General features: G+C 50.9%; 26 protein-coding genes and 1 other RNA gene. 4 read left to right on the top strand and 23 right to left on the bottom strand.

From position 1 onward, the window contains the following. Nucleotides 1-93 precede the first annotated feature (93 nt). From ftsZ to rsmI, 16 genes are all read right to left on the bottom strand, one after another. Nucleotides 94-1,275: a cell division protein FtsZ gene (gene ftsZ / locus GMA8713_RS02525; protein ID WP_062705426.1), complete on the bottom strand. Its 1,182-nt coding sequence runs from the start codon at nt 1,273-1,275 to the stop codon at nt 94-96. A gap of 33 nt (nt 1,276-1,308) precedes the next feature. Then, complete coding sequence (gene ftsA, locus GMA8713_RS02530) at nt 1,309-2,565, bottom strand: cell division protein FtsA (RefSeq protein WP_002537378.1); 1,257 nt, start codon at nt 2,563-2,565, stop codon at nt 1,309-1,311. Between the two features lie 11 nt (nt 2,566-2,576). Further along, nucleotides 2,577-3,353 carry a cell division protein FtsQ/DivIB gene (locus GMA8713_RS02535; protein ID WP_062705620.1) on the bottom strand — a complete coding sequence of 259 codons (777 nt, stop codon included), beginning with the start codon at nt 3,351-3,353 and terminating at the stop codon, nt 2,577-2,579. A gap of 207 nt (nt 3,354-3,560) precedes the next feature. Beyond that, nucleotides 3,561-5,024 (bottom strand): UDP-N-acetylmuramate--L-alanine ligase, encoded by a 1,464-nt coding sequence (gene murC, locus GMA8713_RS02540; RefSeq protein WP_062705428.1) that lies wholly within the window; start codon nt 5,022-5,024, stop codon nt 3,561-3,563. 11 nt (nt 5,025-5,035) lie between these two features. Beyond that, nucleotides 5,036-6,106: an undecaprenyldiphospho-muramoylpentapeptide beta-N-acetylglucosaminyltransferase gene (murG, locus tag GMA8713_RS02545; RefSeq protein WP_062705430.1), complete on the bottom strand. Its 1,071-nt coding sequence runs from the start codon at nt 6,104-6,106 to the stop codon at nt 5,036-5,038. Continuing rightward, nucleotides 6,078-7,289, bottom strand: coding sequence for a cell division protein FtsW (gene ftsW / locus GMA8713_RS02550; protein ID WP_062705432.1), 1,212 nt, complete (start codon nt 7,287-7,289; stop codon nt 6,078-6,080). Before ftsW ends, murG begins: the two co-directional genes overlap by 29 nt. Continuing rightward, on the bottom strand, nt 7,286-8,638 hold the full coding sequence (murD, locus tag GMA8713_RS02555; RefSeq protein WP_062705434.1) for a UDP-N-acetylmuramoyl-L-alanine--D-glutamate ligase: 1,353 nt from the start codon (nt 8,636-8,638) through the stop codon (nt 7,286-7,288). The genes ftsW and murD overlap by 4 nt, the downstream gene beginning before the upstream one ends. Then, on the bottom strand, nt 8,639-9,721 hold the full coding sequence (mraY, locus tag GMA8713_RS02560; protein ID WP_002537368.1) for a phospho-N-acetylmuramoyl-pentapeptide-transferase: 1,083 nt from the start codon (nt 9,719-9,721) through the stop codon (nt 8,639-8,641). Then, a complete protein-coding gene (locus GMA8713_RS02565) occupies nt 9,715-11,079 on the bottom strand; it encodes a UDP-N-acetylmuramoyl-tripeptide--D-alanyl-D-alanine ligase (protein ID WP_062705437.1) in 1,365 nt (454 codons plus the stop codon). Before GMA8713_RS02565 ends, mraY begins: the two co-directional genes overlap by 7 nt. Next, nucleotides 11,076-12,563, bottom strand: a complete 1,488-nt coding sequence (gene murE / locus GMA8713_RS02570) for a UDP-N-acetylmuramoyl-L-alanyl-D-glutamate--2,6-diaminopimelate ligase (RefSeq protein ID WP_062705439.1) — start codon at nt 12,561-12,563, stop codon at nt 11,076-11,078. Before murE ends, GMA8713_RS02565 begins: the two co-directional genes overlap by 4 nt. After that, nucleotides 12,563-14,311 (bottom strand): penicillin-binding transpeptidase domain-containing protein, encoded by a 1,749-nt coding sequence (locus GMA8713_RS02575; RefSeq protein WP_062705441.1) that lies wholly within the window; start codon nt 14,309-14,311, stop codon nt 12,563-12,565. Before GMA8713_RS02575 ends, murE begins: the two co-directional genes overlap by 1 nt. 1 nt (nt 14,312) lies before the next feature. Then, on the bottom strand, nt 14,313-14,627 hold the full coding sequence (gene ftsL / locus GMA8713_RS02580; protein ID WP_002537361.1) for a cell division protein FtsL: 315 nt from the start codon (nt 14,625-14,627) through the stop codon (nt 14,313-14,315). Beyond that, entirely contained in the window at nt 14,627-15,580 is a 954-nt protein-coding gene (gene rsmH, locus GMA8713_RS02585) for a 16S rRNA (cytosine(1402)-N(4))-methyltransferase RsmH (RefSeq protein ID WP_002537359.1), read from the bottom strand. The genes ftsL and rsmH overlap by 1 nt, the downstream gene beginning before the upstream one ends. 12 nt (nt 15,581-15,592) lie before the next feature. Then, nucleotides 15,593-16,051 (bottom strand): division/cell wall cluster transcriptional repressor MraZ, encoded by a 459-nt coding sequence (mraZ, locus tag GMA8713_RS02590; RefSeq protein ID WP_062705443.1) that lies wholly within the window; start codon nt 16,049-16,051, stop codon nt 15,593-15,595. 295 nt (nt 16,052-16,346) lie between these two features. Continuing rightward, nucleotides 16,347-16,727: RNase P RNA component class A (rnpB, locus tag GMA8713_RS02595), an RNA gene on the bottom strand. A 55-nt stretch (nt 16,728-16,782) separates the two neighbouring features. Beyond that, nucleotides 16,783-17,643: a 16S rRNA (cytidine(1402)-2'-O)-methyltransferase gene (gene rsmI, locus GMA8713_RS02600; RefSeq protein ID WP_002537354.1), complete on the bottom strand. Its 861-nt coding sequence runs from the start codon at nt 17,641-17,643 to the stop codon at nt 16,783-16,785. A gap of 55 nt (nt 17,644-17,698) precedes the next feature. Here rsmI and GMA8713_RS02605 point away from each other — a divergent pair, with 55 nt between their 5' ends. The 4 genes from GMA8713_RS02605 to GMA8713_RS02620 are packed head-to-tail and all read left to right on the top strand — an operon-like array spanning nt 17,699 to nt 21,037. Next, nucleotides 17,699-19,540, top strand: coding sequence for a penicillin-binding protein activator (locus tag GMA8713_RS02605; protein ID WP_062705445.1), 1,842 nt, complete (start codon nt 17,699-17,701; stop codon nt 19,538-19,540). After that, nucleotides 19,524-19,892, top strand: a complete 369-nt coding sequence (locus GMA8713_RS02610; protein WP_062705447.1) for a YraN family protein — start codon at nt 19,524-19,526, stop codon at nt 19,890-19,892. The genes GMA8713_RS02605 and GMA8713_RS02610 overlap by 17 nt, the downstream gene beginning before the upstream one ends. 3 nt (nt 19,893-19,895) lie before the next feature. Beyond that, entirely contained in the window at nt 19,896-20,486 is a 591-nt protein-coding gene (locus GMA8713_RS02615; RefSeq protein WP_002537348.1) for a phosphoheptose isomerase, read from the top strand. Between the two features lie 2 nt (nt 20,487-20,488). After that, nucleotides 20,489-21,037, top strand: a complete 549-nt coding sequence (locus GMA8713_RS02620; RefSeq protein ID WP_062705448.1) for a BON domain-containing protein — start codon at nt 20,489-20,491, stop codon at nt 21,035-21,037. A 54-nt stretch (nt 21,038-21,091) separates the two neighbouring features. On the opposite strand, the gene sspB is transcribed toward GMA8713_RS02620, so the two are convergent. From sspB to rplM, 7 genes are all read right to left on the bottom strand, one after another. Beyond that, a complete protein-coding gene (gene sspB / locus GMA8713_RS02625) occupies nt 21,092-21,574 on the bottom strand; it encodes a ClpXP protease specificity-enhancing factor (protein WP_002537345.1) in 483 nt (160 codons plus the stop codon). Then, complete coding sequence (gene sspA / locus GMA8713_RS02630; protein ID WP_002537343.1) at nt 21,574-22,209, bottom strand: stringent starvation protein SspA; 636 nt, start codon at nt 22,207-22,209, stop codon at nt 21,574-21,576. The genes sspB and sspA overlap by 1 nt, the downstream gene beginning before the upstream one ends. 86 nt (nt 22,210-22,295) lie before the next feature. Next, the gene (locus tag GMA8713_RS02635; protein WP_062705449.1) at nt 22,296-23,033 is read right to left on the bottom strand and encodes a cytochrome c1; all 738 of its coding nucleotides are present in this window, start codon (nt 23,031-23,033) and stop codon (nt 22,296-22,298) included. Continuing rightward, nucleotides 23,030-24,295, bottom strand: a complete 1,266-nt coding sequence (locus GMA8713_RS02640) for a cytochrome b (RefSeq protein ID WP_062705450.1) — start codon at nt 24,293-24,295, stop codon at nt 23,030-23,032. Before GMA8713_RS02640 ends, GMA8713_RS02635 begins: the two co-directional genes overlap by 4 nt. Beyond that, on the bottom strand, nt 24,295-24,885 hold the full coding sequence (petA, locus tag GMA8713_RS02645) for a ubiquinol-cytochrome c reductase iron-sulfur subunit (RefSeq protein ID WP_062705451.1): 591 nt from the start codon (nt 24,883-24,885) through the stop codon (nt 24,295-24,297). Before petA ends, GMA8713_RS02640 begins: the two co-directional genes overlap by 1 nt. Nucleotides 24,886-25,277: 392 nt before the next feature. Beyond that, nucleotides 25,278-25,667 carry a 30S ribosomal protein S9 gene (gene rpsI, locus GMA8713_RS02650; RefSeq protein WP_002537334.1) on the bottom strand — a complete coding sequence of 130 codons (390 nt, stop codon included), beginning with the start codon at nt 25,665-25,667 and terminating at the stop codon, nt 25,278-25,280. Between the two features lie 12 nt (nt 25,668-25,679). After that, nucleotides 25,680-26,108 carry a 50S ribosomal protein L13 gene (gene rplM, locus GMA8713_RS02655; RefSeq protein ID WP_002537332.1) on the bottom strand — a complete coding sequence of 143 codons (429 nt, stop codon included), beginning with the start codon at nt 26,106-26,108 and terminating at the stop codon, nt 25,680-25,682. Between the last annotated feature and the right edge of the window lie 41 nt (nt 26,109-26,149).

Genomic DNA, 26,149 nt, shown 5'->3' on the forward strand with positions numbered 1-26,149 from the left:
TTGCGCCCCAAATCACTCATTACAGTGTCACACTAGGGCAAAACGGGCAGCATGATACCATGCTGCTGTATACAAACCAAGCACTGCCTATTGTTAATCCGCTTGTTTACGTAAAAACGCAGGGATATCTAGGTAGTCTTGTTCCTGTTTCGGCTTCGGTGCAACGTTAGAAGTCTGTGGTTGAACAGACGGTTCTGCAGGACGTCCACCTTGCACAGGCGTTGCCGCCTTTGGTGTTTCTTGCAAAGGTTGTGCCTTATTTTCTACCGGTACTGGTTTTTGCTGTGTGCCTGGCACCAAAGTGATGTCCGGCTTACGCTCGTTACCAATACCTGTAGCGACCACAGTCACACGAAGTTCGTCACTCATTTCTGGATCCATGGACGAACCGATAACCACAGTGGCGTTATCTGAGGCGAACGCTTTAACGGTGTTGCCCACAGTTTCAAATTCATCCAGTCGCATATCAAAACCTGCCGTAATGTTCACCAGAACACCACGTGCGCCTGCCAGATCAATATCTTCCAGCAGTGGGCTTGAAATTGCCATTTCAGCCGCTTCTTCTGCACGGTCTTCACCGGTTGCAACGCCGCTACCCATCATGGCATGACCCATTTCAGACATCACAGTGCGGACGTCCGCAAAGTCGACGTTGATAAGGCCAGGACGGGTGATCAGCTCCGCGATGCCCTGTACTGCGTTACGCAATACATCATTTGCTTTCGCAAATGCATCCAGCAAGGTGATGCCGCGACCCAGTACTTTCAGCAACTTCTCGTTAGGGATAGTGATCAGAGAATCGACGTGCTTGGAAAGCTCTTCGATACCCTGTTCTGCAAACGCCATACGCTTCTTACCTTCGAAGCTGAATGGCTTGGTCACTACCGCTACGGTCAGAATGCCCAGCTCTTTCGCTACCTCAGCAATCACAGGAGCCGCACCGGTACCAGTACCACCGCCCATGCCTGCTGCGATAAATACCATATCGGCACCTTCGAGCTCAGCTTTAATCGCTTCGCGATCTTCCATAGCTGATTCACGACCTACCTGAGGATTTGCACCCGCACCCAGACCTTTTGTGATATCGCCACCAATTTGGATAACGGTGCTCACCGCTGTCTTGCGCAGAGCCTGTGCATCAGTATTGACAGTGATGAACTCCACCCCTTCAATTGACTCACGCACCATGTGCTCGACTGCATTACCACCGCCGCCGCCAACACCAACGACTTTAATTACTGCATCGTTGGACATTTCCATCATCGGTTCAAACATGTGTTCTCTCCGTCTTTCCTGTTCGCATCAGGTTTAAAATTCTTTCTTAAGCCAGCCACTAAGTTTACTGAACATGCCTGATACAGTTCTTTTAGGCTCCGGCTCGCTCGATTCGTTCAATAGGTTTTCTTTGCCGTAATGCAGTAACCCAACTGCAGTGGCATGATAGGTTGCGTTGACATAGTCAGTCAGCCCTGTCACACCATCAGGAAGCCCCACGCGTACCTGGTTCTGGAAAACGCGCTCAGCGCATTCAACCAGCCCATGCATTTGCGCAGCACCGCCCGTAAGGACGATACCTGCGGCCAGTTGGTGTTTTACACCTTGTCCGCGCAGACGCTCCTGAACACGTTCCAACTCTTGCTGCACCAACCCCAGCAATTCGCTGCAACGCGGTTCAATGACTTCGGCCAGTGTTTGACGCTGCAGGCTCCGTGAAGGACGCCCCCCAACGCTTGGCACATTGACCTTGGCATCTTTGTTCACCAACTCGCTTAACGCACACCCATGCTTCACTTTGATTTTCTCAGCGTCGCTAAGAGGTGTACCGAAGGCATAAGCAATGTCGCTGGTGATGACATTTCCAGCGTAAGGAATCACGGCTGCATGACGCAAAGCGCCGCCAGTCCAAACGGCAATGTCCATGGTTCCGCCGCCAATATCGACGACGCATACCCCCAACTCTCTCTCGTCGGCAGTGATGACTGCATGGCTTGCCGCCAGACCAGAGAAAATTAATTGGTCCACTTTCAGGCCACAACGTTCCACCGCTTTTTCGATATTTCGCGCAGTATCGTTGTGACAAGTGATAAGGTGCACGCTGGCTTCCATACGCACACCGGAAAGACCAACAGGATTCTTAATCCCTTCCTGATAGTCGATTTTGTATTCCTGCGGGATAACGTGCAGCACGCGCTGCTCGTCACTGATCTTCACCGACTTCGCCGTGTGAATCACCATGTCGACGTCATCCTGCGTGACCTCCTCATCGGAAATCGTTCCCATACCACGTTCGGTCTGGCAATGAATATGCTTTCCTGATAGCGACAGATAGACTGAACGAATCTTGCAATCAGACATCAGCTCTGCGTCGTTAACCGCACGCTCCACTGATTTAACAACAGACTCAAGATCGTTGACACCGCCTTTATCCATGCCTTGTGAAGGCGTAGAGCCCACACCCAGCACATTGATCGCACCGTCAGGCAAAATCTCACTGACCAGAACAGAAACCTTGGAGGTTCCGATATCCAATCCAACAATCAGCGGTCTGTCAGTTGTTTGTTTCATTCCACCTACTCTCAGGTATTCTCGTCACTGGCTTCTACTTCCGGAGCTTTCCAGCCCACCGCAGCACCAGTGTCATAGCGCAAGTCCACATATTGAATCGCTCTGTCGGTCGACTTGAAATCATCAAGCAGTGCGACAAAGCGTTTTAATCGCTCGTTGCGGGACTCACGTCCTAATTCAATGCGCACCCCATCACGGGTGACAATTCGCCACGAGCGGCGCTCATTGAGCGCCAAGGCAGCAATTTCTAATTTTGTTGGTGCCAGAATGCCACGCATTTCGCGCCACGATTCCAGCACTTCTTTTTCGCTGCCAGCTGGGCCATGTAGTGAAACTAAGCCCAAATTTTTTACCTCAGCAGGATCCGCGCCAAACACGTCCCCGCCAACATCCAAAAGAAACGATCCATTCCAGACTGCCTGAGGCTGGTATTCAGTCACATTGACTTTGATCGTATCCGGCCATTGCTTTCGCACGGCGACATTCGCGACCCAGGGCAGTGCAGAAATTGCACTGTGGATGTCATCCACATCCTGAATCATAAAGCTGTTCAAACCACCGAGTTGCAAAACCGCATTGCGCACTTCCAATGGTGTTAAGTGTTCCAGCTCACCTTGTACAATAATCTGGGACAACGGCAATTGCTCTTCGTCCCCCATCCAGGTGATGACACGGAGCAATGACCAGAGGATAGCCAGAATGACAAACACTAAAAACACCAGCCCCCCCCAATGTTCTTTCAACATTGAAGGCTGAGCCGGTATGTCCTCTACGGTCACATTTGTCATATCAGGCAATTGCCTCTCTATCTTCAGGCAACCTGCGGCTTTGCCTCAGCAAAGCTGACCGATTATAACGGTCAGTTTGACAGGTCACCAACCCTTCTTGGCGCTGAAGTGATGAAGCTGAGATCAAATACATGCAAAACCACCAAAAACAGGTTAAAAGTTAGACATCACTCTGCCCAACCTCAGTCATTCTACATGTAATCAGGTTTATACCTGCTCGCTCAACGCCTTTTTATCCAGTTTCAATTCGGCCAATTTTCTAGCCACCTTACCAATATCACCTGCCCCTTGTGTCAGCACCAGGTCGCCTGGTTGAATCACTGCAGCTAACGCTGCAGGTAAAGCTTCCACATCCGGCACAAAGATAGGATCAATTTTTCCACGGCCACGAATAGTGCGGCACAGACTTCGGCCATCGGCACCGGCAATTGGCGCTTCACCGGCAGAATACACATCCAGCATCAGCAGCACGTCAACCTGCTCAAGCACATTGGCAAAATCGTCATACAAATCGCGGGTACGGCTGTAGCGGTGTGGCTGGAACACCATCACCAGGCGGTTATCTTCCCAACCCGCACGCGCAGCTTGAATGGTGACATCCACTTCGCTTGGGTGGTGACCATAGTCATCCACCAGTAGTGCATTACCATCTTCCACCGGGAACAGACCCAGTTGGTCAAAGCGACGGCCTGTACCTTCAAAGCTCGCCAGCGCGCGCAGTATAGCGTCGTCTTCCACGCCATCTTCCGTTGCCACTGCAACGGCAGCTGCCGCATTCAATGCATTGTGTCGGCCTGGAATATTCAGTTCGATGTGAATCTCCGGTTTGCCAGCACGCAAAATCGTGAAAATACCTTTTTGGCCTTCCTGGCGATAATCTTTCAAGCGCACATCGGCATCTTCAGAAAAACCATAAGTGATCACCTGTCGGCCAATACTAGGGATAAGCTCACGCACCACAGGATCATCCACACACATGACCGCCTGACCATAGAAAGGCAGCTTGTGCAGGAAGTCGACAAACGTCTGCTTCAGGTTGTCAAAGTTGCCACCATAGGTATCCATGTGATCAGCTTCAATATTAGTGACAATCGCCACCATTGGCTGCAAATGCAGGAAGGAGGCATCACTTTCATCGGCTTCAGCAATCAAGTAACGGCTGCAACCTAAACGCGCGTTAGTACCTGCACTTTTCACCAGACCACCGTTCACAAACGTTGGATCCAGACCTGCTTCCTGATAAATCAGCGTAGTTAGCGCTGTTGTAGTGGTTTTACCATGCGTACCCGCAACGGCAATGCCATGACGATACCGCATGAGTTCGGCCAGCATCTCTGCGCGGCGTACTACAGGAATACGTGCGGCTTTCGCTGCAACTAACTCTGGATTGTCCTGGCGGATTGCAGTCGAAACCACAACGACGCTTGCACCATCAACATTACTCTCGGCGTGACCGAAGAAAACTTTAGCGCCTTTACTCTCCAAACGCTGAGTCACTGCATTCTCAGAAAGGTCAGAGCCCGTAATTTCATAACCTTCGTTGATCAGCACTTCCGCAATACCGCACATACCGGCACCGCCAATACCCACAAAGTGAATGCGCTTCACACGGCGCATTTCCGGCACCATGGTTCGAATTTTTTCTAATTGATGACTATCAAATTTGCCCATCACTTTGTTCTCTACTTCGCTACGTCTTTGATGACACTGGCTACACGCTCAGCGGCATTGGTTATTGCCGCGGCTCTAGCAGCCTTCGACATCGCCATCAATGACGATGAATCTTTATCTTCCAGTGCCGCCGCCAATGCGTCAGCACTCAAATCCGGTTGTTCTATCATTAGCGCCGCGCCACTCTCGACGAGGTGCTCAGCATTCAGTGCCTGCTGGCGATCTTTGTGCTGGAAAGGCACGAAGATCGATGGCACACCTGCTGCAGATACTTCCGATACCGTCAAAGCACCAGAGCGGCAAATCAGGATATCTGCCCAATCATAGGCTTCAGCGACATCATCAATAAACTCGATGACTTCAACATTCACCACGCCCGCTTTCTGGAAGCGCTCTGCCGTGTCAGACTGATTGCCTTTACCCGCCTGATGACGAATCACCACTTCTCGGTTCAGCTTCGATACCGCTTCCGGCACTGTGTGGTTTAAGATTCGAGCCCCTTGGCTTCCTCCCATCACCAACACTTTTAGCGGTGCGCCATCTACATAAGCCTTATGCTCTGGCAAGGCGCAAACATCCTTTCTTACCGGATTGCCAACGACTTCCTTGCCATTAAATGCACCAGGAAAAGCCTGCAACACACGCTTGGCTATCTTGGCCAGCCACTGGTTGGTTAACCCCGCGACGGCATTTTGCTCGTGGAGTACAACGGGAATGCGACTTAGCCATGCCGCCAAACCACCCGGTCCACTCACATAACCTCCCATGCCCAGCACAGCATTCGGTTTCCAGTTTTTGATATGGCGCTTTGCCTGAACAACAGCATTAAGTACCATCCAAGGGGCGAGAAGTTTACGCGCAAAGCCCGAACCACGCAGCCCTTTTACTTCAATAAAGTCGATCTCAATGCCATGTTTTGGCACCAAATCCGCTTCCATCCTGTCTGCCGTTCCCAGCCAGCGAATTTCCCAACCTTGTTCCTGCAACTCTTTGGCTACTGCAAGTCCCGGGAAAACGTGACCGCCGGTTCCACCGGCCATCACCAATAATCGTTTATGCTTTTGTTCGTTTTCGTTTTTCATGAGAGACAATTCGTTGGTGCGCCTGCGCCGTTTCCAAACGGTATTCGTGGTCAATGCGAAGAAGTAGCGCCACCGCCGTCGACATAATAAATAAACTGGAACCGCCATAACTGACCAGCGGTAACGTCAAACCTTTAGTCGGCATAATACCTGCCGCTGCACCGACATTCACCAGCGCCTGAAACGCAAACCAAATGCCAATACCAAATGCCAGAAAACCACCGAAAAGCTGGTTCGCTTCAAGGCAACGCTTCCCGATAAACAGCGCACGAAAGACCAATGCAAATACCATCAGCAAAACGACAGTGACGCCAATAAGACCGAGCTCTTCTGCCAGCACCGCAATAACAAAGTCCGTATGGGCTTCCGGTAGGTATTCGAGTTTCTGGATAGAATTGCCCAGCCCCTGACCCCACCAGCTGCCGCGGCCAAAGGCCATCAAAGATTGCGTCAGCTGATAGCCACTGCCAAATGGGTCTTGCCAAGGATCCAAGAAGGAGGTCACGCGAGCAACACGGTAGGGCTCAGCAATGATCAAAAGACCCACCAGTCCAAGACCGGTAAACAGCAAGACACCGAACTGCCATAGCTTGGCGCCGGCAATAAACAGCATGCCTACCGTCGTAACAAACATGACGACAACAGAGCCAAGGTCAGGTTGAAGCAGCAAAAGACCAGCAATCACCACCAGCACCGCCAGTGGTTTCAAAAAGCCGGTGACGCTTTCTCTGACTTCACCATGGCGACGAACAAGGTAGCCAGCAATAAACAGGAAGAGTGATAATTTGGCCACTTCTGCTGGCTGCAGGTTAAAAAAGCCCATTGGCAGCCAACGGGATGCACCGTTTACCGATTTACCGACCAGCAGAACCGCCAGCAAAAGCGCGAGCGAGATAAAAAGCAGAGGAATGCTGAGTTGTTGCCAACGCGACAAAGGTATCTGCATGGCCACGCCGGCAATGATAAGTGCACCTACCAGATAGACGCCCTGACGCATGGCGAAATAGAACGGCTCATCAACCAAACGGACAGAAACAGGAATAGAAGCAGAGGACACCATGATGAGGCCAACCATCATCAGGCCGAATGACAGCCACACCAGCTGGCGGTCATACAATGCCGTTGGCGCTGGATTCGAAATCCAGCGCATCAAACGGTTGTCGTCCCACTTCGCACTCATCATTCCGTCACGCTCTCCTCTGCGCTTCGCTGTGCAATCTCTTGCGCGTATGCAGCAAAGGTATCACCTCGTACCATAAAGTTGATGAACTGGTCGAAGCTCGCGCATGCTGGAGATAACAACACCATGTCACCAGATGTCGCAGTTGATGCCGCGATATCCATGGCTTCCTGCATGGTTTCAATTACCACAGGCGACGCAACCAGATTTGTAAAAGCATGACCATCTCGGCCATAGCAGTACAAAGTCACGTTCAGCTTATCGAGAATAGGTTTCAACGAAGAGAAGTCGGCGCCTTTGCCATCACCACCCACCAAAAGGTGCAGACGCCCCGCTAGTTGCAGGCCATCAAGTGCCGCTTCAGTGCTCGCGGGGTTGGTCGCTTTAGAGTCATTCACCCAAAGCACGCCGTTGTGTTCGATCACTTGCTGACAGCGATGAGGTAAACCCCGGTATTCACGCATCGCCTGACATTGCGCTTCACGGCTCACTCCCACTGCATCAGCCAGCGCCATCGCCGCCAGACAGTTAGCCACGTTGTGACGACCCACCAGCGCGATATCAGACACCGCCATCACAAGGTCGCCTTTTGACGTCAGCCACTCTGCGCCGTCTTTCTCGGTGAGTGTGTACTCACCTGACGTGAAGCCGAAGCTGATAGCAGGCACATTGCCGCCTTTGGTCTGTGTATTTTTGGTCTGGAGATCGTCTTGGTTCCAAACCGACAGCTTGGTTTGGTCGAAAATGCGCAATTTGGCATCGCGGTAGTCATCCATCCCTTCATAGCGATCCATATGATCTTCTGAGAGGTTGAGGAACACTGCCGCTTCCAAGTTCAGGGAGGAGGTGGTTTCAAGCTGGAAGCTCGACAGCTCCAGTACATAAAGCTCGTGCTCACTGGCCAGCACATCCAAAGCTGCAAAGCCGATATTGCCGCCAACACCGACATTGATGCCTGCCGCTTTTGCCATTTCACCAACCAGACTGGTCACGGTGCTTTTACCGTTTGAGCCGGTAATACCAATGACAGGCGCTCTTACATCGCGGGCGAAGAGTTCAATGTCACCGACAATCTCAATGCCTTTCGCAGCCGCTTCTTTAAGCTCTGGCGTTGCCAGCGCAATGCCTGGGCTTGCCACAATCTGGTCTGCTGAAACCAGCCAATCCATATTCCAGCCACCAGCGTGCAATGCCACATTTTTCGGTAACTGCTCTGCGCCTGGCGGGTTTGCACGGGTATCAATCACTTTCACAGTCGCGCCATCATCTTTTCTCACAAGATGATTAACGACAGAGAGCCCGGTCATACCGAGCCCAATCACCACAATGTTTTTCGCGGCGTCTGTCTTCATTTAGCGCACCTTCAATGTTGCCAGTCCTGCAAGAACCAGCATCAGGGTAATAATCCAGAATCGTACAATTACGCGCGGCTCTGGCCAGCCTTTCAATTCGTAGTGGTGGTGGATAGGCGCCATGCGGAAAATGCGCTGACCACGCAGTTTGTAAGAGCCCACTTGCAGGATCACTGACAAGGTTTCCATCACGAACACACCACCCATGATCACCAGCAAAAATTCCTGACGCACCAACACGGCAATCGTGCCCAGTGCACCACCCAGTGCCAGTGAGCCCACATCCCCCATAAATACTTGTGCCGGATAGGTGTTAAACCACAAGAAGCCCAGACCTGCGCCGACAATCGCCGCACAGACAATCACCAATTCATCGGCATCTTTGATATAAGGGATGTGCAGGTATTCAGCAAAGTTCACGTTACCTGTCGCCCAAGCAATAAAGGCAAAACCACTGGCCACCATCACGGTTGGCATGATGGCCAAACCATCAAGACCGTCAGTGAGGTTCACCGCGTTACTCGAGCCAACAATCACGAAATAGGTGAAGACGATGTAGAACAGGCCAAGCTGAGGCATCACGTCTTTGAAGAAAGGCACCACAAGTTGGGTGGCGGCAGTATCTTTACCGTGGATATAGAGGGCGAAGGCCACAACAAGCGCAATGGCGGATTGCCAGAAATACTTCCAGCGGGCAATCAGGCCATCTGTGTTCTTGCGTACCACTTTACGGTAGTCATCGACAAAACCGACAGCACCGTAACCCAGAGTCACGAACAATACCGCCCAAACGTAAGGGTTGGAAAGGTCAGCCCACAGCAGCACGGTGACCGTAATCGCTGTTAGGATCATGATGCCGCCCATGGTTGGCGTACCACGTTTGCTGAAGTGGGATTCCGGACCTTCGTTACGTACTACCTGACCGATTTGCAGCATCTGCAAGCGAGCGATCAAGCGCGGTCCCATCCAGAGTGACAACGTCAATGCAGTCAACACGCTCAGGATTGCGCGGAATGTCAGATAATCAAACAGTCGGAAAAACGGAATGTGTTGGGTTAGGATATCTGATAGCCAATCTAGCATTTGGCTGCCTCCTCTATTGCTGCAACCACTTCAGACATCTTCATTCCGTTGGCCCCTTTGACCAAAACGGATACTTCGCGTTTTGTTTTCATCAGTTCTACTACATGCGCAATCAATGCGCTTTTATCTTCAAAGTGCTGACCCCCGCAACGTTCGCTAATCGCGGCGCTGGCAGGTCCATAAGTAATCACGGTTTGGATAGCGGCTTTGCTGAGGTGCTCTGCAACTTCTCCATGCACCGATTCGGAATGTTCGCCCATCTCACCCATATCAGCTAAGACGATGACTTTGTCTCCGTCGAAGCCATCCAGCAAATCCACTGCGGCTTTCATTGCTGCAAGGCTGGCGTTGTAGCTGTCATCAATCAGGCGAAGACCTGGGCGCGGGAAGCTTATCGCACCGCGGCCTTTAACAGGCGACACAGAAGCAAGACCTCGGACCACATCGTCCATCGTCACCTTACTATCGATTCTGGTCGCAGCAATGGCAGCAAGAATCGCGTTCGCAACGTTGTGCTCGCCGGGAAGGCTGAGTGTCACCGGATAGGTACCTTGTGGTGAAACCAGATCGAAGGCATAGCAGCCGTTGTCGACCTGATGAATATTCTCGGCGTGGTAGTCTGCAGGCTTGTCAGTCACTGTCATGGTAAGTACTTGCTTACTTTTCAGTACGTCATCCCAGAAAGCCCCACCATTGCTGTCCTGATTAACGATTGCCAAGTCACCGTCAGCAAGCCCCTGGAAGATTTCACCTTTGGCTTTTGCCACCCCATCAAGGGAACCGAAGCCTTCCAAATGTGCTGCTGCAAGGTTAGTGACCATCGCCAGATCCGGTTTAACCAAAGACGTGGTATAGGCAATTTCACCAATGTGGTTAGCGCCCAATTCCATCACAGCGTACTCATCAGAAGGTTGCAGGCGAAGCAAGGTCAGCGGCACACCAATGTCGTTATTGAAGTTACCCGCGGTGTATAGCGTCTGGCCTTTTGGAGACAGAATGGCAGCCAGCATTTCTTTGACAGTGGTTTTACCGCAACTACCTGTGAGCGCAATCGTCTTCACGTCACATTGAGATTTCACCCATGCGCCCAGTTGCCCCAAAGCAAGCTTGGTGTCTTTCACGATCAGTTGTGGCAGTGCGACATCGACAGGTTTGGAAACCAAAAGCGCTGACGCGCCGTTTTCATGCGCAGTTTCTACAAAATCATGAGCATCGAATCGCTCGCCCACCAGCGCGACAAACAAAGCGCCATTGCCAAGCGTTCGTGTGTCGGTGGAAACGGCATCAATCACCACATCTTCGCCGACCAGATCAGCGTCTAAAACAGCCTGCAGTGATTTCAACGAAACTGGGATCATGCCTCTTCCTCCAACAAACGGCGTACGGTCTCACGATCGGAATAGTGAACAGTACCTGATGCCAGCACTTGATAGTCTTCGTGTCCTTTTCCTGCGACCAGAATCACGTCTTTTTCTGACGCATTTTCAAATGCATAGCCACACGCTTCCGCGCGGTCGTGAAGGATAATTGCCTGATCGGGATCTACCATGCCTTTAAGCATGTCAGCCACAATCGCTTCCGGAGATTCAGAGCGGGGATTGTCGTCGGTCAGAATAGCGACATCAGCCAATCTTTCAGCAATGTCTGCCATCATTGGGCGTTTACCTGTATCCCTATCGCCACCACAACCGAAAATACACCAAAGCTTACCGTCGCAGTGACGGCGAAGAGCCATCAGCGCCTTTTCAAGAGCATCGGGGGTGTGAGCATAATCCACCACCAACATAGGTTTGTCAGCACGATGAAAAACTTCCATGCGCCCAATCACCGCCTGCAACTTGCTGGCAGCTGCCATCAGAGTTTCTTTTTCGTAGCCAAGTCCCAGAAGCGTGGTCAGGCTAACCAAAAGGTTCATGACATTGAATTCACCCACCAACGGCGCAGTAAATTGACCAGCGCCCCATGAAGAGTCAAAGCTGATGGTCACGCCACTTGTCGCATAGTCGACAGATGTTAGCCAAAGCTTGCGGCCTTGATGCTGAAGAACATTGTCCTCCAGCAAAGAAACTGCCACCGCTTCCGGCATATTACTGACCCAGTTTGCACCGACCGGGTCGTCAACGTTAATCACGGAAACCGGTGAGCCATAGTGGGTAAACAGGCGAAGCTTGGCTTCGGCGTACGCTTCCATGGTGCCGTGGTAATCAAGGTGGTCACGACTGAGGTTTGTGAAGATAGCAGCATCAAAAGCCACGGCCTTCACGCGATCCTGCACCAAACCATGGGAAGACACTTCCATCGCCACGTGAGTCGCACCCTGATGGTTAAACGCTGCCAGTTGCTGTTGTATATCCAACGCGCTGCCTGTGGTGTTTAAAGCTGGCTCTAATGCATCAAGGAAGCCGTTACCTGTGGTTCCCATCACTGCCGCTTTACCTTCAAGCAGATCAATCCACTGCGCAACTAACTGGCTCACCGTGGTTTTACCATTGGTGCCTGTCACACCAATCACCTTAATCATTTTGCTGGGTGATTGGTAAAAACGGTCGGCGATTTCCGACAGGGTGGATTTCAAGTGAGGGAAGGCAACGACTGGCACACCATTTTGCAAGGTGACATCAAACTGGCCGTTAGTATCACCATCATCGGCAATCACCGCCGCTGCGCCGGCTTCAATAGCTGCAGGGATAAAACGGCGCGCGTCCAGGGAATGCCCCTGAACGGCAATAAATACATCACCCGGTTGGATCTGGCGGTTATCCAGCGTCAAACCGGTAATAGGTGTTTCTGGGATGGCGTCATACCAAGGCGCCAATAATTCTTTAAAGCTCGTGTTCGGCATCAGTTCCGATTGTCCGTATTAGCAATCTGTAAAAATGGCTGCTGAGCGTCCGGTGCGATATTGAGGATCTGCAACGCGCTCTTCATCACGTCAGAAAACACGGGGGCCGCAACCTGACCACCGTAATATTTGTCGCCTTGGGGTTCATTGATCACCACCACCATGGCAATGCGCGGCTCGCTCAAAGGTGCGATCCCCGCCGTATAACCGATATATTCATCACCGTAGCCACCGGCCACCGCAACTTTCGCTGTACCTGTTTTTGCCCCAACGCGATAACCATCAACCGCTGCACGGCGGGCACTGCCGCCTTCCTGCGTCACAGACTCCAGCATATCCAACACTTTTCGGGTATTTTCTTGTGATGCGACCTGTTTACCCGGTACCACGGATTCTGTTTTCAAAATCGACAGCGGGCGATTCACACCTTCCGCACCAAGTACCGCATAAGCGCGGGCAAGCTGAGCCGGCGTGATAGAAAGGCCATAACCAAAGGAGAGCGTTGCGCGTTCGAAGTCAGACCAACGGCGACGATTCGGATAGAGTCCATAAGACTCACCGACCAGGTTCACACCAGTTGCGTCACCGATGCCAAAGCTGCTGTAAAGGCCAAGCAGTGCTTCGACTGGCATAGAAAGAGACAGTTTACTGACACCGATGTTACTGGATTTTTGGAGGATTTTACGGAGGTTTGCTTCACCGACTTTGGAAACATCTCGGACACGCGCTCCGCCGATACTCATCACACCGTTACCCGTATCAATGATGGTCGACTTATCCGCTACGCCATTTTCCAATGCAGCCAAAACCACCAGAGGTTTGATAGTGGAACCTGGCTCGAAAACGTCAGTGATGGCGCGATTACGCATTTTAAAACTTTTCAGATCGGCGCGGTTATTCGGGTTGTACGACGGTGCATTCACCATCGCCAGTACTTCACCAGTACGCACATCGACCATGACCAATGAGCCAGAGGTCGCACGGTAGTCCGCAACCGCTTGCTTGATGGCGCGATAAGAAATCGCCTGAAGGCGCTGATCGATACTCAGTTGAAGCGGCTTGCCTTCTTCCTTGGCCTCTTTGGAAATCACTTCCACGACACGGCCATAGCGGTCTTTGCGCACAGTACGACGGCCGGGCTCACCACTCAGCCAACCATCATAGCCACGCTCAATACCTTCAAGGCCACGGCCATCAATGCCCGTCACACCCACAAGGTGTGCACTGACTTCACCGGCCGGATAAAAACGACGGGACTCGTCATTCATGCCAATTCCCGGTAAGCGAAGACCGGAAATATAGTCAGCCACAGCTGGGCCAACCTGACGCTGCAGGTAGATAAAGCGTTTGGTTTTATTGCGTTCAATACGGTTTACCATCGCCTGACGGTCGATACCCAACACATCAGCCAGCGCGTACCAGCGGTCAATATCTTTAAGGCCGCCGTTCTTAAACACAGTCACCGGATCCACATATACCGCTTCAACCGGGACACTGACGGCCAGCGAATCGCCGTTACGGTCAGTGATAATGCCGCGTGCGGAATGAAGGGCTTTGACACGGACAGAACGCATATCGCCTTCCTGAAGAAGGCGATCCGGCTCGATGACTTGAATGAATGCGGCGCGGGCAATCAACGCGACCATGGCAAGGGAAATACAGAAACAGACCGTGACAAAGCGCCACCGAATCAAATTCGGTGTTGGCTTTTTCGCTCGCTGATTGGTCGGTTTCGTTTTTCCCTTCACGCTATTGGCTCACTATGACTTCACGTCGACTGTCTGGACGGATCATATCCTGATCCTGCCGTGCCATCGCTTCGACACGACTGTGTTCTGATAACGCATGCTCCTCAAGCAACTGGTTACGCCATTCGACTTCCAGTTGCTCGCGCTCCATCAAAAGTTGGTCATGATGGGCTATCGCAGCACGCGTTTGCTGGGTGATGTAAACCACGCCCAATGCAGAAAGCAGTACCAGAACCAAAAGCACCATAGGAACCCGACCGATACTGGTCAGATCCTGCAGAATTTGCCTTGTCAGTCCTGGATTTTCTGCCGACATCAGTCACCCAATTTTTCTGCCACACGCAGCACCGAGCTTCGGGAGCGAGTGTTGTCTGAGACTTCCACGTCAGACGGTTTCAATGCTTTGCCCACCAGCTTCATCTTTGCCTGACCCAGTGCACGGATTTGATCTTCGGTCAGTGGCACGCCATGTGGCACATCCGGCCCTTTGCTTTGCTTACGCATGAAGCGTTTCACCAAACGGTCTTCCAATGAGTGGAAGCTAATGATGGATAGGCGTCCGCCCGGCGCCAGCACTTCAAGCGCACCTTGCATCGCCGTTTCAATCTCTTCAAGCTCACTGTTGATGTAAATGCGAATCGCCTGAAAACAGCGGGTCGCTGGGTGCTTTTTACGATCACGGGAAGGTGATACCGCAGCAATCAGATTTGCCAGCTGCAAAGTGCGGGTTAGTGGTTCTTTGGTTTCATCTTCACGGTGCGCCACAATCGCACGGGCGATGCGCTTGGCAAAACGCTCTTCACCAAACTCTTTCAACACCCAGGCAATGTCATCGGCTTCTGCTTCAGCCAGCCATTGGGAGGCTGGAATACCAGATGTTGGGTCCATACGCATGTCGAGCGGGCCGTCACGCATAAAGCTGAAGCCGCGTTCTGGATCATCCAGTTGGGGAGAGGAGACACCCAGGTCCAGCAATACGCCGTCAATCTTGCCACTCAGTCCACGTTCTTCGATGTACTGTTGAATACCAGAAAACGGACCATGAATAATATTGAAGCGTGGGTCATCAATCGTGCCCGCTTCTTCGATTGCCTGTGGATCACGGTCGATACTGTATAGCTGACCGCCATCACCCAGACGACGTAAAATTTCTCGGGTATGTCCACCACGGCCAAACGTACCATCGACATAAATGCCGTCAGGTTTAAGTGCGAGACCTTCGATAGATTCGTGGAGGAGGACGGAAATGTGTGAAAACTGCTCTGACATAATCTTGATTACCTAAAGCGATAAGTTACTGAGCCTGTCGCTCAGCGCTTCCGCTGATTCGGCTTGATGTTGAATATCCTGGTCGATCTGTTGCTGCCATTTGTCGCTGTTCCAAATCTCAAACTTGTTGAGTTGTCCCACCAGCATGGCTTTTCCATTCAAACCGGCGTAATCGCGCAGTGTTGGTGCAATCAGAATTCGCCCCTGTCCGTCCATCTCACACTCAAACGCATGACCAAGCAGCAATCGCTGTAAACGACGCTCGGCTGGATTGAGGCTGGATAAGCGGGATAGCTTGGCTTCGATGCGCTCCCATTCAGGCAAGGGGTATAGCAGCAGGCATGGTAACTGATGATCAATGGTGCAGACAAACACGCCATCGCACACCGCATCGAGTTCTTCCCGATAACGCTTTGGCAATGCGACGCGACCTTTCGCGTCGGGCGATATGGCGCTGACGCCCCTCAACATGTCACTGACTACCCTTTTTCACCAGAATAACCCACTTTATTCCACATTTTCCCACTAGGAAGTGTAAGTATCAGGCAAAAAGAAAGTCAAGCAAGCATCGAGCGCGACAAAGATCACGTAATCGCGAAGCGCATTCTATTTCAACAGCTTGAACACCTTGCTGAGCCGTGCATTTTTTAACCGCACGGCATTCCCCATTGGGGCCTGTTGACTTTTATTGAAGCCAAAACAAAAGAAGGCGAGCTAATGCTCGCCTTCTCTGGGGCAAGTTTATCGCTAAACTCGCCCATTTTATTTAGTGAGTCGGCCTATAAGCCGGGTTCTGTACCGTAAAAAACGGTGGTAGCCATTCGTCTAGGCCTGCAATCGCTCACAGGCTCCAGCAACCTACCCGTCCCCAACGCGGGCCGCGCCAAAGGGGACCTATTTGGTCTTGCTCCGGGTGGAGTTTACCGTGCCACGAACTGTTGCCAGTCGCGCGGTGCGCTCTTACCGCACCCTTTCACCCTTACCTGTTCTCCGAAGAGTCATCGGCGGTTTGCTCTCTGTTGCACTGGTCGTAGGCTTGCGCCCCCCAGGCGTTACCTGGCACCCTGCCCTGTGGAGCCCGGACTTTCCTCCCCCTCGTCAGTCTCCCAAAGGACATCAACGAAGCAGCGGCTACCCGGCCAACTCAGGCGGCGGATTATATAGAGTTCACCGCCACGGATCCAGCGAAAACACCGGACTTCTTACTCTAGGTTTTCTAAACCCCACTTATAGAGGGCATTTTTTTTCACGTTATACAGCTCAGCCGCAATCGCAGACGCCTTCTTCAGTGGCAGTTCCTTCGCCAGCAAAGTAACCGCTTTGGTTGCCTCCAATGGCAAATCCTCTTTCTCGGCGCGGTGACCTGCAATCAAAAGCACCATTTCACCGCGGATACGGTTGCTGTCTTCATTCAGCCATTCAATCAACTCGCCCAGCGGCGCACCATGAATGGTTTCATAGGTTTTGGTCAGCTCCCGCGCCAGCACTACCTGACGTTCCGCACCCAATACCGCCAGCATGTCGTCGAGCGTATCGAGAATACGGTGCGGTGATTCGTAAAAAATCAGGGTTCGTGGGTCTTCCGCAATGTCAGAAAACTTATCTCGGCGCCCTTTGCTTTTCGGCGGTAAGAAGCCTTCGAAGCTGAAACGATCAGAAGGTAAGCCAGACGCACTCAACGCGGTGATAACTGCGCAAGGCCCTGGTAAAGGGACAACTTTGACACCCGCCTGACGACAACGGGTCACCAAATGGTAACCTGGATCGGATATCAACGGCGTGCCCGCATCAGACACCAGCGCGATATTTTGCCCACTGACTAATTTTTCAATCAGAAAATCTGCTTTCTGTTGTTCATTATGGTCATGCAGCGCGAAAGTTCGGGTGGTGATTCCAAAATGGGACAGTAGTTTACCAGTGTGGCGGGTATCCTCGGCAGCGATGATGTCGACCTGCTGCAAAATCTCCAAAGCACGCTGGGTGATATCTCCCAGGTTTCCGATCGGTGTCGGCACGATATATAAAGTTGAGACGTCAACCATGGTTGAAGTTTCATCAGTCATTTGTTTCACAACCCTTCGGCGATTAATATAGAGGGCAACAAGTTACGGACAGAAGATGTTCATGCGTAAAATAACCCATAAGTGCAAAAGTGTATCACGAGTTCTTCCACCAATCGCGCTGGCATTGGTGCTTTCGGCGTGTACCACCACACCACCTGTTGAGCAAGGACCGCAATATGACATCACAGCGCCGGCGCTGGAGTCATCGACTTTCTATTTGCTGAAATCAGAAACCGAAACCGGAGAAGCAAAAGCTGACTGGTATTTGTTGGCGTTAAAAGCACTGATTGCTGAAAAACAGTACGCACAAGCCGATGTTTTGGTTAGTCGTTTGGCAAAACTGCCACTGACCCCACTGCAACTTTCCGAATGGCAACTGAACCGCGCTTTGTTATCTCAGCAAAAAGGCGATCTGCAGACCGCTGTTGATAACCTGAACTTCCAGCCATCTTGGGGTATTCCGGCTATTCAATACCAGCGCTATTACCTGTTGAAAGGCGAACTTTACGAAGCACTGGGCAACATGCCAGGCGCTGTGCTCTCTTATGCAGAGGGCTCTCCTTTCATTACGGACAATTACGATAAGCAGCAAAACTGGGAAAACGTTTGGACACTGCTGGTGAAAATGCCACCATCTGAGCTGAACTCTCTGTCTGCAACCACCAATCCAGTTCTGAATGGCTGGGTCGAGCTGGTAAACCTCTTGCGCCGTTACTCGGGTCGTCCTGCTCAGCAACAAGAAGCGCTGAACCAATGGCTAGCAGCAAATCCATCTCACCCGGCTAACCGATACCTACCGAATGACCTGACTGCACTTCAGTCGATGGAGATCCTCCGTCCTGACCGCATCGGTGTGATGCTGCCACTAAGCGACAAGTTCGCGGCACAAGGCGAAGCTATTCGTAATGGTTTGGTACAGGCGCTGCTGGATGATGATTCTGGCGATACTGCACCTTCTGTGATGTTCTACGACACCAACGGGCTTTCAACGACGGACATCGTCAATCAGATGCGTGCAGACGGTATTCAGTTTGCTATCGGCCCTCTTCGCAAAGATAAAATTGAAGAGTTCCTGACTATCAGCCAAAACGCGATTCCCACGCTGGCGCTGAATATTCCAAACGAAGACGAGGGTGCGGCGAATACTTGCTTCTTCACACTCTCTCCAGAGCAGGAAGCAGAGCAAGCTGCACTGCATATTGAACAGAACAAACATCAATACCCATTGGTGATTGCTCCAGATAATGGCTTTGGTCGACGCGTCAGTGAAGCCTTCTCTAAACAGTGGGAAGAGCAAACCGGCGAGCCTGCAGAAATTGAATTTTTCAAAAACCGTGCAGCCATGCAGAAGACCGTCCAACGCGTATTTGGCTTAACAGAGAGCCAAGGGCGTATTCAGCAGATGCAACAGCTTCTGGGAATGGAAATGGAATCAGAGCAGCGCAGCCGCCGCGATGTTGATGCCGTTTACCTTGTTGCTAACGCAGGCGAGCTCACACTGCTTAAGCCGTTCATTGAAGTCGCCATCAACCCAGGTGTTCAACCGCCGAAATTGTACTCAAGCTCCCGCTCTAACAACCGTGTGAACGGCGTTGGCGAAATTGGTGAGCTTCGCGGCATTGAGTTCAGTGACGTACCACTTCTGGTTGAGCCTAACAATCCGACCGCAGCACGTTTTAATCAACTCTGGCCGGGTCTGGATAATGGCATGACCCGCCTTTACGCACTGGGCATGGACGCGTATGCGTTGATTGAAGCACTTCCTCAGATGCAGGCATTGCCGGACTACCGCTTTGAAGGGTTGTCAGGTGAATTGTCATTGGGTGATTACTGCACCGTCAACCGCAGCGTTTCCTGGGCGATGTTTGGGGAGCAAGGGATTGTTTCGGTTAAGTAAAAAGCAAACCGGCGATCACTACGAAACACAAGCCTGCCGCTTTCTCGAGCGGCAGGGCCTTAAGACCATCGAAAAGAATGCCCGCTTCAAGGGCGGCGAATTGGATCTCATCATGCGGGAGCAAAACTGCCTCGTTTTCGTTGAGGTCAAATACCGTAACCAAACCACCTATGGTGGCGCCGCAGCCAGTATCTCCCCACAAAAACAACGTCGTATGCTCAAAGCCGCCTATTTGTGGTTGGCGAAAAATGGCCTGTCCGCGACACATACCGAGTTTAGATTTGATGCCGTGACTTTTGAAGGCAACGTAAACTCGGTAAACTGGATGAAAAATATCGTATTTGAAGGGTAATCAATGCTAGATAGCATCAAAGAGAGTTTCACCGAGAGTATCCAGACACAGATCGCTGCAGCAGAAGCCTTGCCAGAGCAGATTTCCAAAGCCGCGATGGTGATGGTGCAGTGTCTGCTTAACGGCAACAAAATCCTGTGTTGTGGTAACGGTGGCTCCGCAGCAAATGCCCAGCATTTCGCTTCCTGTCTACTTAACCGCTTTGAAACAGAGCGCCCTAGCCTGCCTGCACTAGCGTTGACAGCGGATACCGTCACCCTGACAGCAGTCGCGAATGATTACCACCACGATGAAGTCTTCTCCAAGCAGGTACGAGCATTCGGACAAGGCGGAGACGTGCTTTTGGCGCTGTCTACCAGCGGTAACAGCAAAGACATCATCAAGGCAATGGAAGCCGCGGTTACCCGTGACATGACCATTGTTGCGCTTACCGGCAAAGATGGCGGTGAAATGGCAGGCCTCTTGGGTGAGCAGGATGTGGAAATCCGCATTCCTTCCCAGCGTACTTCCCGCGTACAGGAAGTTCACCTGATCACCTTACACACACTTTGCGATCTTATCGATCAATACCTGTTCCCGACACACGGAGAATAAACATGAAGAAGGCGCTTTTACTTGCAGCAGTATTGGGGTTGAGTGCCTGTTCAGCGATTTACGAGCAGGATACCCGTACCGCGAAAACGGAATGGCAAGACACACAACTAGGAATGGAAGTCGCCGGGATCGTTAATAAAGCCCCTTTTAAAGGCGATACCCGTGTTAACGCCGTTTCCTACGATGGCAAACTGTTATTAATTGGTCAGGCGAAAACCGAAGACCTCAAAAAGGCTATCGTGACTAAAGTTCGAGAACTCGAAGGCGTAGAGACCATCTACGATCAAATACGCATCAAGGCACCTTTGTCTGTGAGTGATGTTTCCAAAGACACTTGGATCACCACCAAGGTGAAATCAGCTCTTATTGGCAGCAAGAAGCTCCGTAACGTGAACATCAAAGTGATCACAGAAGACAGCGAGGTCTTTCTGTTAGGCTATGTCACCCGCGAGCAAGCAAATGAAGCCACTGAAATTGCCCGTAACCTAAGTGGCGTTAAGCAGGTCATCAAAGGCTTTCAATATTATGAGCCAAGCGCCAGCAGCGAATAATTTGGAATAATTTGATAGATTCAGACATGAAAAAAGCAGCCTAGGCTGCTTTTTTTATTTGACGACGGTTAGCGTCGGACGACCTTTCGGTTTCTGCGCTGGTTCTGAAGTTGGCTCATCAGTCTCCACAACAGTTTCAACGTCTTCCTGTACTTCATCGACAGCATTGAGTTCCGGTTCAGATTCAATGCGCTCCAGCTCTTCATCGTATGCTGGCTCTGGATCGAACATGGTACCAGCACCATTTTCACGTGCATAAATTGCCATCACAGCATACATAGGCACAGTCACCAGCATCGGCCGACCACCGAATCGCGCATTGAAACTGACTTCGTCATTGCCCAATTCAAGGTTGCCCACTGCACGTGGTGCAACGTTCAATACGATCTGTCCATCCTGTACGTACTCAAAAGGTACATTCACGTAAGGCATTGTTGCGTCCACAACTAGGTGTGGCGTCAGATCGTTGTCGAGTAACCAGTCGTAAAACGCCCGTAACAGATACGGGCGTCGAGGTTTCAGATTGATGTCGCTCATTATTGCGCCAGACGCATCTCACGCTCAGCTTCAGTCAGAGAAGCCAGGAATGAATCACGTTCAAATACGCGCGCCATGTAAGTTTTCACTTCTTTAGCGCCAGGGCCGCTCAGTTCGATGCCCATTACCGGCAAACGCCACAGTAGCGGAGCCAGGTAGCAATCAACCAAGCTAAACTCTTCGCTCATGAAGAAAGGATACTCGGCAAACACAGGAGCAAGAGCCAACAGCTCTTCACGCAATTGACGGCGAGCTTTATCAGCTTCTTCTGCATTACCTTTTTCAATTTTCTCAGCCAGTGTGTACCAGTTACGTTCGATGCGGTACATCATCAGACGGCTGTTACCACGTGCTACCGGGTAAACCGGCATCAACGGCGGATGTGGGAAACGCTCATCCAGGTATTCCATGATGATGTTTGCGTTATACAACGCCAACTCACGGTCAACCAGAGTCGGAACCGAGTTATACGGATTCAGATCGAGTAAATCCTCTGGCAGGTTATTTGGATCAACAAGCTCAATCTCGTATGTCACACCTTTCTCTGCCAGAACGATGCGAACCTGATGGCTATACATGTCTGATGCGTCTGAATACAACGTCATCACCGAGCGTTTATTGGCAGCAACAGCCATTAACCCCTCCAGAATGTTTCATCTATAGAAAAAACAATGGGAGCACCTGCTCCCATTGTGGATCAGCAACTCACTAGATTAACCGATCAGTGAACGTCACGCCAATACTCTTTCTTGAGCAAAATGGCTAGGATGAGGAAAATGACCATAAAGCCAATCACCCAGTAACCCATTTGCTGACGCTCAAGCTTGTTAGGCTCACCTGAATACTCAAGGAAGTTCACCAAGTCACGAACCGCATCGTCGTACTCTTCAGGGCTCAACTCACCGTTACCCAGTGATTCGATCCCCATGAATTCCTGAACCTGTTCACCATCAACCATGACAGTTTTGTACTGCTTGACCGGTGTACCTTGAAGCTCTTCCAGCACGTGAGGCATACCCACGCTTGGGAACACTGAGTTATTCACACCAAACGGACGAGAGTCATCCTGGTAGAAAGAACGTAGGTAGGTGTAAATCCAGTCTGTACCACGGACACGAGCAACCAACGTCAGATCTGGTGCCGGACCACCAAAGAAGGTCGCACCATCTTCTGCAGTCATCGCATTGTTCACCAGATCACCGATTTTCGCATTGCTGTCAAAAACCAGATTTTCCAACATCAGTTCTTTCGGGATATCCAAGTCTTCTGCAATGCGCTCATAACGCTGATACTGAGTCGCGTGACAGCCAAAACAGTAGTTCATGAACAGTTTCGCACCGTTTTGCAGTGATGCCTTGTCAGACAAGTCATTGTTCGCAGCGTCTAGCGGAACCTTAGCGCCAGCCGCCATCACCAGAGAAGGTAACAGTGCGAACAGAATTACAATCCACTTCTTCATTTGTAGTTCACCCTCTCCGGTAATGGTTTCGTCGCCTCGTTTTTGCTGTAGAAGAACAGCGCGACGAAGAACATAAAGTAACCAAAGCTAAAGATCTGTGCCATCAAGGTATAAGTTGGGGTTGCTGGCAGCGCACCCAGAATACCCAGCGCAATGAACGAAACAGTGAATTGCGCAATGTTTGCCAGATGGATTTTGCTGCGGTAACGGTATGAACGTACTTTACAGCGATCAAGCCACGGCAGAAGGAACAGAACAGCGATGGAGAGGCCCATCAACACAACGCCCATCAATTTGTCAGGAACTGCACGTAGGATGGCGTAGAACGGGGTGAAGTACCACACTGGCGCAATGTGCTCAGGTGTCTTCAGCGGGTTAGCTGCTTCAAAGTTAGGTGGCTCAAGGAAGTAACCGCCCATCTCTGGATTGAAGAAGATAACGTAAGCAAACAGAATACCGAACAGACCCACACCAATCAGATCCTTCACTGTACCGTAAGGATGGAAAGGCACAGAATCGATGATGTCGTACTTTTTAGTGTAGTACTCGTGGAATGGGAACTGAGTTTCGTACCCTTCGCCTTTAGTGCCTTTAGGCAACTTGGTTTCGATACCATCCGGGTTGTTTGAACCCACTTCATGAAGTGCCAGGATGTGCAGTACAACCAGCAACAGAATCACGATAGGTAGCGCTACAACGTGGAGTGCAAAGAAGCGGTTCAGTGTTGCGCCAGACAAAACATAGTCACCACGAATCCACAATGTCAGGTCGTCACCGATAACCGGAATCGCACCAAACAGGGAAATGATTACCTGTGCACCCCAGTAAGACATCTGACCCCATGGCAGCAGGTAGCCCATGAAAGCTTCCGCCATCAGCGCAAGGAAGATCAGCATACCGAAAATCCACAGCAATTCACGTGGTTTCTGGTATGAACCATAAATCAGGCCACGGAACATGTGCAGGTAGACAACCACGAAAAACGCAGAAGCACCTGTGGAGTGCATATAACGCAGCAGCCATCCGTATTCCACGTCCCGCATAATATATTCAATTGACGCAAAAGCCCCCTCTGCAGAAGGGTTGTAACTCATCGTTAGCCAAATACCGGTTAATAGCTGGTTTACCAGCACCAGCATGGCCAGTGAGCCAAACAGGTACCAGAAGTTAAAGTTTTTCGGCATTGGGTATTCAGACAAATGCTTTTTGTAAGCATTTATCGCTGGAAGGCGTTTCTCAAACCAGTTAAGCAAGTTTTCCATTACGCTGTCCCCTCATCTGCGCCAACCAAAATGCGGTTATCGTTAAGGTACGTATAAGGTGGAACAACCAGATTAAGTGGCGCTGGCACACTCTTGAATACACGACCAGCCATATCAAACTTGGAGCCGTGACAAGGGCAGAAGAAACCGGAGGAGACGCCTTCTACTTGCTCGCCAAAGCTATCAGGCAAGTAAGTTGGTGAACAACCCAAATGGGTACATAAACCAACTGCGACAAAAATTTCTGGTTTTACTGAACGGTAAGTATTAACAATATACTCAGGCTGCTGTGGTTCAAGAGATTCTGGGTCACGTAGTTGATCACCAATCTCATTCAACGTTTCCAGCGTTTGTTCTCCACGGCGAACAATCCAGACCGGCTTGCCCTGCCAAATCACCCTGACTAATTGACCTTCTTCAATTTTGCTAATATCGACTTCGACCGGGGCACCGGCAGCCTTAGCTTTGGCGCTAGGGTTCCATGACTTGATAAAAGGTACAGCGACTGCTGCTGCACCCACACCACCAACCACAGCGGTTGACAGAGTCAGGAAACGACGTCGGCCGGAATTCACTGGCGCATTGCTCATCCAACATTCTCCCATGTGCTCCCGCATGGATTCTTATAACTTTCCTTATGCGTCCCTGGAGCGTACGGCTAACTCAAATTAAGTATTTTTCTCACGTAGAAACGGGTGGTTTAACCAACAAAAACCTATTAATACGTCGCCTAAATGATAAGGAAAACCCCACTTTTTGACAAGATAAAGCTACCTTTTTGTAACAAATGTGAGGTATACACCGTTTTTTAACTAACTGCCAAAAAAGAAAAAATTTGCGGAAATGTCAAAATGAGGAAATTGGGGACAAGCGCACAGTTCGCGCATTGACGGGAGGGGTAAATGCCTGAATGGAGATAATAAAAAGCCCGGCATAAGCCAGGCTTTTTTGGACCAGAATTCCCGGATAATCCGGAAGCGAATTAACGCTTAGAGAATTGTGGACGACGACGTGCTTTACGCAGACCAACTTTCTTACGTTCAACGCGACGTGCGTCACGAGTAACGAAGCCAGCTGCGCGCAGTGCAGGACGCAGAGTCTCATCGTATTCCATCAGCGCACGGGTGATACCGTGGCGGATTGCACCTGCTTGACCAGAGATACCACCACCAGCAACGGTGATGTACAGGTCCAGCTTCTCAGTCATTTCTACCAGCTCAAGAGGTTGCATAACAACCATGCGAGCGGTTGGACGACCGAAGTAGGTTTCCAGAGAACGCTTGTTGATTACGATGTTACCGCTGCCCGGCTTGATGAATACACGAGCTGCGGAGCTTTTGCGACGACCTGTGCCGTAGTATTGTTCTGCCATTTTGAAGTCCCCTTAGATGTCCAGTACTTGCGGTTGTTGTGCCGCGTGCTTGTGCTCTGCGCCCGCGTAAACTTTCAGTTTACGGTACATTGCACGACCTAGAGGACCGCGTGGTAGCATACCTTTAACAGCAAGCTCGATAACCATTTCTGGTTTCTTAGCGATCAGTTTGTCGAAGCTGATTGACTTGATGCCACCCATGAAACCAGAGTGGTGGTAGTACATCTTGTCAGTAGTTTTCGCGCCAGTTACTTTAACTTTTTCCGCGTTGATAACTACGATGTAGTCACCAGTGTCAACGTGCGGAGTGTACTCCGGCTTGTGCTTACCACGCAGACGAGATGCGATTTCAGTTGCGATACGACCCAGAGTTTTACCTTCTGCGTCTACAATGTACCAGTCGCGTTTTACAGTTTCTGGTTTAGCAACGAATGTTTTCATGCTAATAATTACCCGATAAATTTAGATTTCACTTAAGGAGC

The organism is Grimontia marina, assembly GCF_900060185.1.
GTDB lineage: Bacteria > Pseudomonadota > Gammaproteobacteria > Enterobacterales > Vibrionaceae > Enterovibrio > Enterovibrio marinus.